The organism is Kitasatospora sp. MBT63, from assembly GCF_000710465.2.
Taxonomy (GTDB): domain Bacteria; phylum Actinomycetota; class Actinomycetes; order Streptomycetales; family Streptomycetaceae; genus Kitasatospora.
Map to the genome: position 1 here is coordinate 6,036 of NZ_JAIZ01000720.1, position 11,631 is coordinate 17,666.

The 11,631-nt window shown below is 76.2% G+C and carries 9 protein-coding genes; 4 read left to right on the forward strand and 5 right to left on the reverse strand.

The features are described 5' to 3' along the window. Positions 1 to 362 precede the first annotated feature (362 nt). From AA75_RS37465 to AA75_RS37480, 4 genes are all read left to right on the forward strand, one after another. The gene (locus tag AA75_RS37465; protein ID WP_033824894.1) at positions 363 to 626 is read left to right on the forward strand and encodes a phosphopantetheine-binding protein; all 264 of its coding nucleotides are present in this window, start codon (positions 363 to 365) and stop codon (positions 624 to 626) included. Positions 627 to 823: 197 nt separating this feature from the next. Beyond that, positions 824 to 1,921, forward strand: a complete 1,098-nt coding sequence (locus tag AA75_RS37470; RefSeq protein WP_033824895.1) for an LLM class flavin-dependent oxidoreductase — start codon at positions 824 to 826, stop codon at positions 1,919 to 1,921. Positions 1,922 to 1,995: 74 nt separating this feature from the next. Next, complete coding sequence (solA, locus tag AA75_RS37475) at positions 1,996 to 3,198, forward strand: N-methyl-L-tryptophan oxidase (protein ID WP_051814102.1); 1,203 nt, start codon at positions 1,996 to 1,998, stop codon at positions 3,196 to 3,198. Positions 3,199 to 3,204: 6 nt separating this feature from the next. Then, positions 3,205 to 4,182, forward strand: coding sequence for an AfsR/SARP family transcriptional regulator (locus tag AA75_RS37480; RefSeq protein WP_033824896.1), 978 nt, complete (start codon positions 3,205 to 3,207; stop codon positions 4,180 to 4,182). A gap of 42 nt (positions 4,183 to 4,224) precedes the next feature. Here AA75_RS37480 and AA75_RS37485 read toward each other — a convergent pair whose 3' ends face one another. The 5 genes from AA75_RS37485 to AA75_RS37505 all read right to left on the reverse strand — a co-directional run. Then, positions 4,225 to 5,925 carry an ABC-F family ATP-binding cassette domain-containing protein gene (locus AA75_RS37485; RefSeq protein WP_082527125.1) on the reverse strand — a complete coding sequence of 567 codons (1,701 nt, stop codon included), beginning with the start codon at positions 5,923 to 5,925 and terminating at the stop codon, positions 4,225 to 4,227. After that, positions 5,922 to 6,869: a 4'-phosphopantetheinyl transferase superfamily protein gene (locus tag AA75_RS37490; protein ID WP_063794521.1), complete on the reverse strand. Its 948-nt coding sequence runs from the start codon at positions 6,867 to 6,869 to the stop codon at positions 5,922 to 5,924. The genes AA75_RS37485 and AA75_RS37490 overlap by 4 nt, the downstream gene beginning before the upstream one ends. Next, positions 6,866 to 7,666: a thioesterase II family protein gene (locus AA75_RS37495; protein ID WP_051814103.1), complete on the reverse strand. Its 801-nt coding sequence runs from the start codon at positions 7,664 to 7,666 to the stop codon at positions 6,866 to 6,868. Before AA75_RS37495 ends, AA75_RS37490 begins: the two co-directional genes overlap by 4 nt. A 31-nt stretch (positions 7,667 to 7,697) precedes the next feature. Continuing rightward, positions 7,698 to 8,588, reverse strand: a complete 891-nt coding sequence (fabD, locus tag AA75_RS37500; RefSeq protein WP_033824897.1) for an ACP S-malonyltransferase — start codon at positions 8,586 to 8,588, stop codon at positions 7,698 to 7,700. A gap of 39 nt (positions 8,589 to 8,627) precedes the next feature. Then, a partial coding sequence (locus AA75_RS37505) for a beta-ketoacyl synthase N-terminal-like domain-containing protein (RefSeq protein ID WP_199520509.1) occupies positions 8,628 to 11,631 on the reverse strand: 3,004 nt, incomplete at its 5' end.

Sequence of the window (11,631 nt, forward strand, 5' to 3'; positions counted from 1 at the left end):
TGGGCGTCCGCGGTGAGCGGGACGGCCGGCGCCGACGGCGCGGCGGACCCGTAGTGCCTCGGGCGCGGGCCCGGTGCCGTGGATCCGCCGGGCAGCACGCGCAACGCGGTGGTCCCGGTGGCGGCCGGGCGGGCCTGGGCTCGCCGTTCCATCCTCGCTCCCAGTGTTCGGCGGGTCGGTGTGGGAGGGCGGCCGTCCGGGGTGCGGGCGGGCCGTCCGGATTCCGAAACTAGCCGCCGGGCAGGGTGTGGAGCGGTTTTCTCAAGCGCCGTTCAAGCGCTTCGCCAATGGCCTCCCACCGGCCGCCGACGGAATTCCGGCGGACCGCCGCGGATTCCTTTCCCGGTGCTACGGTCCGGCCCATGGACAATTCCTCGAGCACCCCCCTGACCAAGGATTCACTCCGCCTGATGATCGCCGAGAGCATGGGGCTGGCACCGGGCGAGCTGCCCCCGGACGACGAGGACCTGATCGACCACGGCCTGCACTCCGTCGCGGTGATGCAGGTCGTCAGCCGGTGCCACCGGCACGGCATCGAGGCCGCCTTCCCGGAGCTGATCGCCGAACCCACGGTGGACGGCTGGTGGCGCCTGCTGTCCGCGGCCGGCCGGCCCGCGGACCGCTGAACGGGCACCCGCCCGCCCCCGGCGGCCGCCCCCCACGTCCGCTTGAGAGCCGTTGGAACGCGGCTTGGACAGCGGTCGGGAAATCGGGGCGGCGGCCGCCCCCGCGGTTACGTTGCTGTCGCCGCGGTGGTGCGCCCCGAATAGGTCCGTACCGATACCGCAGGCCCATCCGTACCGGACCGTCAGACGGAGTCGCCATGGAATTCGGAGTCAATTTCTTCCCGGTCGTCGACCCGGAGCGGAAGAGCGCCGCCCAGTACTACGACGAGAGCCTGCGGCTGGTCGAACTGGCCGAATCGCTCGGGTACGAGCACGTGCAGATCGTCGAGCACTACGGCTCCCCGTACGGCGGCTACAGCCCCGACCCGGTGGCGTTCCTGTCCGCCGCCGCGGCCCGCACCAGCCGGATCCGGCTGGCGACCGGCGCCGTGATCGCGGCCTTCACCCACCCGGTGAAGCTCGCCGCCTCCCTCGCGATGCTCGACAACCTCTCGCACGGCCGCCTCGACGTCGGCTTCGGACGGGCCTTCCTGCCGGACGAGTTCGAGGCCTTCGGCGTCCCGATCGAGCAGAGCCGGGCCCGTTTCGAGGAGGGCATCGCCGCCTGCGTCGCGCTGTGGAGCGGGGAGCGGACGGTCTTCGAGGGTGCCGTGCACCGCTTCGGCCCGTTCACCGGCTACCCCCGCCCCTACCAGCAGCCGCACCCGCCGGTCTTCGTCGCCTCGGCGAGCAGCCCGGAGTCCTGCGCGGCGGCCGGCCGGGCCGGCCACCACCTCCAGGTGGTGCCGTCCGTGACGACCCGCCAGGGCCTGCGCGACATGATCGAGGGCTACCGGCAGGCCCGGGCGGAGGCCGGGCATCCCGGCGCGGGCCGGATCCAGGTCAAGTACACCTGCTACCTCTCCGAGGACCGCGGGCTCGCCCTCGCGGACGCCCGCGCCCAGGAGGGGAACTATGTGGCCCGGATGGCGGAGGCGGTCTCCTCCTGGGCGCACACCCGCAGCAGCCAGTACCCCGGGTACGAGAAGTTCGCCGACAAGGCCCGCTCGTACGACTTCGACCGGGCGCTGGCCGACGGGAAGGTCCTGGCCGGAACCGTGCCGGAGGTCCGCGAGCAGGTCGCCCGGATCGCCGAGGAGTACGGGCCGGACCTGTGCCTGAGCCTCCAGTTCAACCCCGGGCACCTGCCGTACGAGCGGGCCGCGCGGGCGATGGAGCTGTTCGCCGGGCAGGTCGCCCCCGCCTTCGCCCGGCCGTCGGCCGCGGTGCCGCAGCCGGCCGCCGCGGCCGTCTGAGCCGCGGCACGGCCGCCGCCGGGGACCGCACCCGGTCCCCGGACCACCCCAGGACCGGACCACCAGGAGGGACCATGAGCCGCACATCCGCCGTCAAGGACGCCGAGGTCGCGGTGGTCGGGCTGGGCGCCTGGGGCGCCTGCGCCCTGTGGCAGCTCGCCCGCCACGGCATCGACGCGATCGGCATCGACCGGTACGGCATCGGCAACGTCCACGGCTCCTCGCACGGCGAGAGCCGGATGTTCCGCACCGCCTGCCTGGAACACCCGGGGCTGGTCCCGCTCGCCCGGCGCTCCCGCGAGCTGTGGGCGGAACTCGAGGCGGAGAGCGGCGAGGTCCTGATGGAGCGGATCGGCGCGATGCTGATCGGGCCGCGCGAGGGCCGCATCGTCGGCGGCGCGCTGACCGCGGCCCGCCAGCACGGCCTGGACGTCGAACTGCTGGACGCCGCCGCGATGCGCCGGCGGGCCCCCGCCCACGCCGGCCTGACGGACGGCCAGGTTGGTGTCCTGGAACCGGCCGGCGGCCTGACCTACCCCGAGCGCACCATCGCCGCGGCGGTCGGCGCCGCCCGCCGCGCCGGGGCGCGGGTGTTCACCGACACCCGGGTCACCGCCGTCGAGCCCGGCGACGACGGGATCTCGGTGCACACCCCGCTGCGCCGGCTGCTGGTTCGCTCGGTGGTGGTGGCGGCCGGGCCGTGGCTCTCCCAGCTCGTCCCCGGGCTCCCGCTCGACGTGGTCAGGATGCCCACCACCTGGTTCACGCCCGCGGCCGCCGAGCCGCGCTTCACCCTGGAGCGGCTCCCGGTGTTCATGCGGGAACTCGCCGACGGGGAGGTGATCTGGGGCCACGGCACCCTCCCCGGCCGCTCCGAGCTGAAACTCGGCCTGGAGGACGGCGGCCGCAACTTCCGCACCGTGGACCCCGAGGGCATGGACCGCTCGGTCTCCCCCGACGACTGGTCGGTGCTGGCCCGGATCCTGCCGGACGCCGTCCCCGGCGTGGGCGCGCTCCCCTCCCGGGCCACCGCCAACCTGTACGCCCGCACCCCGGACGGCCAGTTCGTCCTCGGCCCGCTCGCCGCGGACCCCCGGATCGTGGTCGCGGGCGGCTGCAACAGCCACGGGTTCAAGCACGCGACCGGCATCGGCGAGGTGGTCGCCGGGCTGGTCCGCGGCCGGCCGCCGGCGTTCCCGCTCGGCTTCGCCGACCCGAACCGGTTCTCCCGCTCGCCGGTCGGGCCCCGACCGACCCCGTCAAGCGCCGCATTGTGAGGAAACATGCAGTTCCGCATTCTCGGCCCGGTAGAGATCCACGACGAGCGGCGCGGTCTGCGGATCGTCCCCACGGGCTCCAAACAGCGCATCCTGCTCGGCGCCCTGGTGGTCAAGGCCGGACACCTGCTGTCCTACCACCGGCTGATCGACGAACTGTGGGGTGAACACCCCCCGGCCAACCCCGCCAACGCCCTCCAGGCCCACATCGCCCGGCTGCGCAAACTGCTCGAGGACGCCGGCTCCACCGGCCAGGAACGCATCGACACCCACGCCCTGGGCTACCAGCTGCACGCCGGGCCCGACGCCACCGACGCCGCCCGGTTCCACCGCCTCTCCGCCCAGGGCCGGGCCGTGGTCACCACCGACCCCGCCCGGGCCGTCCGGCTGCTGCGCCAGGCGCTCGCCCTGTGGCGCGGGCCCGCCCTGCAGGGCAGCCTCGGCGGTGACATCTGCCAGGCCGAGGCAGCACAGCTGGAGGAGAACCGGCTGGTCGCCCTGGAGACGCTCTACGACGCGAGCCTGCGGGCCGGCCTCCACCACGAGATCACCGGCGAACTCGAGGAGCTCACCAGCGACAACCCGGTCCGGGAGCGGTTCTACGACCTGCTGATGGTCGCCCTGTACCGGTGCGGCCGGCAGGCCGAGGCGCTCGGTGTCTACGAGCGGGCGCGGATGCGGCTGGTGAACGAGCTCGGGGTGGAGCCCGGGCCCGCGCTGCGCCGCCGGGTCCAGTCCATCCTCAGCCAGGCGCGGGAGCTCGGCGCCCCGGCGGGACAGCCGTCACCGGCCGCGGTGATCGGCTCCGTCCCGGCGGCCAGGGCGGCCCGCGGCGGCCCGGCCCCGCAGGGCGGGGCCGTGGTGCTCGACCTCGGCGACGAACTGGCCCGGCTGCGGCGGCGGCTGGACCGGCTCAGCCAGGAACAGGAGCTCCTCAGCCGGCAGTTCGACCGGCTCAGCGCCCGCACCGCGGCCGCCCGCTGACCCGGGCCGCCGCGAACCGGGCCGCCGCAGCCCGGGCCGCCGTCAGGACGCCGCCCGGTCCAGGCTCAGCAGCCGGCCGGCCGAGCGGCGCAGCCGCCGGTCGTGGGTGACCGTCACCACCGGGCCGGGGAAGTCGTCCAGCGCGGTCTGCAGGTCCTCGATCAGCGGCAGGCTCAGGTGGTTGGTGGGCTCATCGAGCAGCAGGACCTCGGGCCGCAGCGCCACCAGCCGGGCCAGGTCGAGCCGCCGCCGCTGGCCGACGCTCAGCGCCCCGACCGGCACCCGCAGGTCGGCCGCGCGGAACAGCCCCAGCTCCAACAGCTGCTCGGCGGCCTCGTCCTCGTCGGCGGCCACCGCCTGCGCGTAGCAGCGCAGCAGCGGCCGGTGCCCGCCCGGGAAGCTGCTCTCCTGCGGCAGGTACCCGATCCGCAGCCCCGGCCGGGTGGTGACCAGGCCGCGGGCCGGGGCCAGTTCACCCGCGAGCACCCGCAGCAGGGTCGACTTGCCCGCCCCGTTGGGGCCCACCACCACGACCCGGTCACAGTCCCGCAGGGCGAGCCCGGGCAGCCGCAGGCCCTGCGCGGTCTCCACGTCGCGGACCTCGATCAGCGCGGCGGCCGGGTCCGCCGGGGGCGCCGCGGCCGCGGCGCCCCGGCCCGCGTCGGCGAGCCCGACCGCCGTGAACCGCAGCGGCCTGGGCGGCTTCGGCACCTCCTGCATCCGCAGCCGGCGGATCTCCTCCTTCGCGGCGCGGGCGGTACGGGCGACCGCGGCCTGGGCCCCGGCGCCGCGCAGGTCGTAGTTCATCTTGGCGTTGTCGCGCGGCGGACGGTAGTGCCCGGCGGCCCGGTCGGACCGGGACAGCCGCAGCGTGGCGGCGGTCATCGACTCGGTCCAGACCTGGTGGTCGGCCTCCCAGCGGCGCCGGGCGGCCGCCTGCTCGGCGGCGTACTCGCGGTAGGTGCCGCCGTAGCGGACGACGGACCCGCGCGGGCCGTCGAGGTCCAGCAGCCCGGTGACGGCGCCGTCCAGCAGGTCCCGGTCGTGGGAGGCGATCAGGCAGGGTCCCCGGTAGCCGCGCAGCCACGCCGCCAGCCAGTCCACGGCCTCGTCGTCGAGGTGGTTGGTGGGCTCGTCCAGCAGCAGCGCGGGCGGGCTCCGCAGGACCAGCACGGCCAGGCCCAGCCGGGCGCGTTCGCCGCCGGACAGTTCACCGGCGAGCCGGTCGGGCGGCAACCGGTGCAGGCCGAGGGCCTGGAAGACCTCGGCCGCCCGGGCCGGGAAGCGCCAGCCGTCGCGCGCCGTGAACTCCTCCTGGAGGGCGCCGTACTCCGCCAGCAGTGCGGCGAGCGCGTCCTGGCCTGCGGTGCCCATCAGCGTCTCGACCTCCCGCATCCGCGCGGCCAGCCGGTCCACCTCCTGCCGGGCCTCGGCGAGGCAGCGGGCGAGGTCCCAGTCCGGCGGCAGTTCGGGTTCCTGGGAGAGGTGGCCGGGTGCGCCGCCGACGGTGGCCCGGACCCGGCCGGCGTCCGGGGCGTCGAGCCCGGCCAGCACCCTGAGCAGGGTGGACTTGCCGACGCCGTTCTCGCCGATCAGGCCGAGCCGTTCACCGGCCGACACGGTCAGCGACACGCCGTTGAGCACGGTCCGGTCGCCGCGGATCCGGGTCACGGCGTCCGCGGCCAGGTGCGCGGTCCCGCCGGAGCGCGCGCTCTCCCCGGCCGTCCGTACGGTTTTGATCATGCGGCGCTCCTCGGTGCCTCGGTGTGGTGCGGCGGGGTCCCGGCGGGCCCCGGTCGGACGGGTCCCGGGCGTGCGGCCGCCGGTGCCGCGGTGCCGGGCACGGACAGGGTGCCCGGGGTGAGCAGCGGTGCCGGGTGCCCGGGGGTGAAGCTGTCGCGCAGGGCGGCGGGCCGCCAGGGGAACCCGCCGTGCAGGTGGACGGCGCGCGGCGGTTCGGCCCCGGCCTCGACCGCGACCGACAGCAGCAGGTCCGGCTCCGGCTCGAGTGCCAGGAAGGACCAGCGGCCGGCCGGGTCGTCGGCGGGGGGCTCGAAGGCCAGGACCCGGTCGCTCCCGGACAGGACGAAGCCGAAGGAGTCGAAGGGCAGTCCGAGACCGAGGCCGCGGGCCTTGGAGTAGGCCTCCTTCAGCGTCCACAGCCTCAGCACGGCCCGGTCACGCACCCCTCCCGCCGGCAGGCCCGCCAGCTGCCGGCGCTCTCCGGGGGTGAAGCTCTCGGCGATCCCCTCGAGCGCGCGGCCGCCGACCCGGTCGAACCTCTCGACGTCGACGCCGACCCGCCGGCCCCTGGCGACGACGATCGCATTGTAACCGTGCGCGTGCGAAAGGTTGAAGTCCAACTCGCCGTGCCCGCACCGCAGTCCGCCGTCCGGCGGGCGCAGCGAGGGCCGCCCCCGGTCGGACCGCCGCAGCTCCACCAGCGCCTCCGGGACGCCGGTCTCCAGGGAGAGCAGCCGCCGCACCATGACATGGGCGACCAGGTACTGCCGGCGGTCCCGCTCGAACACGAACCGGTCGGCGGTGGCCAGTTCGTGCTCGTCGAGCCAGTGGCCGGCCAGCGCCGTGGCCATTCCCGGCCCGAGGTCGTCGTTGGCGCAGATCCACAGCCGGACCTCGTCGCCGCGGTGGGTGCGCGGTGCGCAGTCCGTACGCGCGCCGGTCATCGGACGGCCCCCTGGGTGGCACCGGCGGTGGCGGCGCGGATCTGTGCGGTGACCAGCGCGGCCATCTCGGCGGTCCGGCCCCGGAAGTAGAAGTGGTCGCCGTCGAACAGGTGCAGCCCGAGGAAGCGCCGCGCGTGCTGCTGCCAGGCGGCGAGCCGCTGCGGTGACACCACCACGTCGTCGGACCCCCCGAACACGGACAGCGGGACGGTCAGCGGCGCGGTCCCCTCGCACGGGGTCCAGGTCTCCACGAGCCGCAGATCGGTCCGGATCATCGGCCCGAACAGCTGCCAGATCTCCGGGTCCTGGAGCACCTCCGGTGGGGTGCCGCCCATCGCCGCCAGGTGGTGGCGCAGCGCGTCGTCGGGCAGGGTGTGCCGGGTGTCGGACGGGCCCGGCGGCCGCGGGGCGCCGCGCGCCGACAGCCCGAGCCAGACCGGCAGCGGCAGGCCCTCGGCGGCCAGGCGGTTGGTCAGCTCGTACGCGGCGAGGCCGCCCATGCTGTGCCCGAAGAAGGCGAACGGGCGGTCCATCGCGAGCACGATCTCGTCGTGGAAGAAGTCCACCAGTTGCCCGGCGTCGGAGCAGGCCGGCAGGTCGGTGAGCCGCCCGCGGCCGGGGGCGTCCAGCAGGTGGATCTCCCAGTCGGCGGGGAAGTGCGCCACCCAGTCGCGGTAGAGGAGGTGGGATCCCCCCGCGTGGTGGAACAGGAACAGACGCAGGGCCGCACCCGGGACCGGGCGGGGGCAGAACCCCGCGCCGGCCGGCGGGCGGAACCTCAGGGTGGAGCTGGTCATCGCGTCTCCTCGTGCGGTGCGTGGGTGTTTCTCAGGCGACGGCGGCCTGGACCTGACGGACCGTCCGGTCCGGGGCGGCGTCGCGTCGGATCTGCCGGACCATGCTGGTCAGCACGGTGCTCTCGCCGACCTCGGTGAACTGCGGGTCGGGCCCGGCCAGCAGCGCCTCGACGCTCTCGCGCCAGCGCACCGGGTGGTCGATCTGCTCCAGCAGCAGGTCCGCGGCCAGGTCGGCGCGGTACGGCTCGGCGGTCCGGTTGGCGATCACCGGGAAGGCGGGCGGGCGCAGCCGGGTGGCCCGGACGGTACCGGCCAGCGCGGCGGCGGCGGGCGCCATGTAGCGGGAGTGGAAGGGGCCGCTGACGTCCAGCCGGCGGACCATCCGGGCACCGGCGTCCTCCAGCACCTGGCCGGCCTCGTCGAGGTCGTCCACCGGGCCGGCCAGGACGGTCTGGGTGGCGGTGTTGAGGTTGGCGAGGTCCAGGGTGCCGAACCCCGCGCGCAGCAGCAGGAACCGCAGCGTGGTCTCGGTCAGGCCGACCACGGCGCTCATCCCCCCGCCGTCCACCTCGGCCATCGCGGCCGCCCGGGCGGCGACCAGCCGCAGGCCGTCCGCGAAGTCGAACACCCCGGCCGCCTCCAGGGCGTTGTACTCGCCGAGGCTGTGCCCGATCGCGACGTCCGGCTCACCGGTGTCCTGGAGTGCCGCCCGGTAGGCGAGCGCGTTGACCGCGAACATCGCGGGCTGGGTGTAGCGGGTGTTGCCCAGCCGCCCGCCGGGATCCTCCAGGCACAGCTCGCGCAGGCTGTACCCGAGGACCTCGTCGGCCTCGCGGACCAGGGCGGGGAACCGGTCGAGGAGCGCCCGGCCCATGCCGAGGCGCTGGGCTCCCTGGCCGGGGAACATGTAGATCCGGGTCATGGTGCATCAACTGCTCTCTGTTGGTGGTCCGGTGGTGGATCAGACGGCGACGGCGGCGGGGTAGGCGAGTTCGGCCAGCGCGGCCAGGTCCGGCGCGGTGAACAACGCCTCCAGCGGCAGCTCGCGGCCGCCGTCGGCGGTCACCCGGGCGGCGATCCGCAGCAGTTGGCGGCTGGTCACACCCATCGCGAACAGGTCGTCCGCCGGGGTGAGGCGGGACCGGGCGGCCCCGGTCTCCTCGGCCACGATCCGCGCCATCCGCTCGAACGGCCCCTGCGGTACGGCCGCCGGCCCGGTGGCCGGCACCTGCGCGGCGGGTGCCGGCGCCTGCACGGCGGGTGCCGGGACCTCGGCGGCAGGTGCCTGAGCTGCCGGTGCCTGGCTCGCCGGTGCCTGGCTTTCCGGTGCCTGGCTCGCCGGTGCCGGGGCGGCCGGGACCACGGCGGTCACGGACTCCGCGGCGGGCAGCGGCACCCGGCGTACCGTCAGCGGCACCGGGGGCAGTGCGGCCCGGGGTGCCGCCGACCGTCGTGCCGCCTGCGGCGCGGCGCCGCCGGCCGCCCAGTCGGCGAGTCCGGCCCGCTCCTCCTCCGGGGCCCGTGCGGCGCCGACGGTGACGCCGGAGCCCTCGCGGGTGACCCGCTCGGCCAGGGTCCGCAGATCGGCGGCGGCCCGGTACCGGTCCGTCACCACCACGCCCCGCGCCGCGCGGTCGCGGCGGCCCTCCCGCAGGGTGCGGGCGGCGGCGGCCAGCGTGAGGCCGGGCTCGCGGTCGAACTCCAGCGCCAGCGCCCGGGCCCAGCGGGCCAGGTTCCCGGTGGTGTCGGCGGACAGCGGCAGGGCCTCCACCCGGTCGTCGTCGGCCGGTACGGCGGGGGCGGGCCGCTGCGGCGGCTCCTCCACCACCAGGCTGCCGTAGGACCCGCCGCCGGCGAATCCGTTGACCAGTGCCCGGCGGGTGGCGTCGGGTCCGGTGCGCCACCGGTCGGCGCCCGGGCCGGCCACCACCACGGCGCCGCTCCGCCCGGCCAGTGCCGGGTTGGGTGCCGAGGTCCGGCGGGTCGGGTAGAGCCGGTCGCGGCGGAACTGGGCGATCACCTTGCCGAGTTGGGCGAAGACCGAGGCCGCCTCCAGGTGGCCGGTGGCCGGCTTGACCGATCCCACCGGGACCGGTCCCATCGGGGTCGCGCCCGCCGGGCCGTGGCCCGCCGTGTCCGGCGCCGTCCCCTCGCCGCCGAAGAGCCGCCCCAGCGCGGTGAACTCCAGGGCGTCGGCCAGCGCCGCCCCGGCGGCCGCCGCCTCGACGTAGCCGATGTCCGCCGCGGTGCGGCCGGCGTCGGCGAGCGCGGCCCGCATCACCTGCTCCTGCCGCAGCGGGTCCGGTACACCGAACTGCCGGGTCCGGCCGGAGTGCACCAGGGCGCCGCCGGTCAGCACCGCGTGCACCGGGTCGCCGTCGGCCAGGGCCCGGTCGAGCGGCTTGAGCAGCACCGCACCGATGCCCTCGCCGACCAGCCAGCCGCTCGCCCGGTCGGTGAACGCGCACGAGTCGGGCTGCTCGGCGACCAGGCCGAGTTCGGACAGCACGTCCAGGTGGTCGGGGTGCAGCACCAGGTTGGTTCCGGCGGCCAGCGCCGCCTCGCACCGGCCGTCGGCCACCGCCCGCATGGCCGCCTCGACGGCGGCCAGTCCGGAGACGCAGCCGGTGTCGAGCACCAGGCTCGGCCCGGTCAGGCCGAAGGCGTGCGAGACCCGGTGGGCCAGGCCGCCGCGGGTGGCGTGGGTGCCGGGCCTTCCGTCGGCCCGCGCCGCCACCCCGTACAGGGCGTGGTCCTGCCACATCGAGCCGACGAAGACGCCGACCGGTCCGGCGGCGGACAGCTGCTCGGGGGTGAGGGCCGCGTCCTCGACGCAGTGCCGGGCGACCGTCAGCAGCAGCCGCTCCTGTGGGTCGAGTGCGGCGAGTTCGCCCTCCGGGAGGCCGAACTCCTCGGCCTCCACGGCGGTGACGTCCGCCAGGTAGCCGCCGACCGCGGCGCCGGCCCGGCGGGCCCGGGACTCCAGCGGGGCCCAGCGTCCGGCGGGGGCCGGGCCGACCGCGCTGCCGCCGGCGGCGAGGAGTGCGTCCAGCTCGCGCAGGTCGTCGGCGCCGGGCAGGCGGGCGGCGAAGCCGATCACGGCCACCGCCCGGGTGGCGGCGGGAGCGGGACGGGCGCCCTGGTCCCGTTCCGCCGCGACCAGGTCGGCCCGGCGGTCCAGCACGGACTGCGGCAGCGCACCGCCCCACAGGGACAGCAGCAGCTCCTGGTCGTCCGCCAGGGCGAACCGGTCCCGTACCGCGCCGAAGTCCATCTCCCCCACGGCGCACAGCCCGAGACCCCGTCCGGGTGCCGCAGTCAGCAGCAGCTGGGCGATGTGGCCGGCCTCGATGGTCGAGAACCGGGCCGCGTTGCGCTCGCCGTACGCCGGTGCGATGGCCGCCGGGGTGGACACCAGGAAGACGCCGAACGCGGCGGACTCCACCAGCGCACGGTTGTGGAACACATGGAGGTCGGTGCCGAACCGGGCCTGCGGGTCGACCGCCACCAGGGTCCGCTCGCCCGGGTGCAGGTAGTACAGGCCGCCCTCGGTGTCCTGCACCGCACCCGGCCTGACGTACAGGTAGACCTGCACCGGGTAGAAGCCGCCGGCCGACGGGTAGCGGTGCTTCTGGCGGCCGTCGAGCTCGCCGCGCGTCAGGGTGCCGAGCAGCTCGGACAGCCGGTCGAGGGGCAGCGGCTCGGCGGCGAACTCCCGGAACGACGAGGCGTCGTACAGCGCCCGGTCGTGCTCGGGTCCGGCCGGCGCCAGGGCGACCCTCGCCAGCTCGGCCGGCAGCCGGCGCTCGGCGATCCTGGCCTCCTTGAAGGCCGCCTTCGCCTGCGGGTCGAGGGCGATCCGCACGTCCGTACGCCGCTCGGACGCGGGCTCCGACGCGGGCTCCGGCGCGGGGGCGGCCGGCTGCGCGGGCCGCGGCGCCGGGGCGAGGGCGTCCGCGATGCCG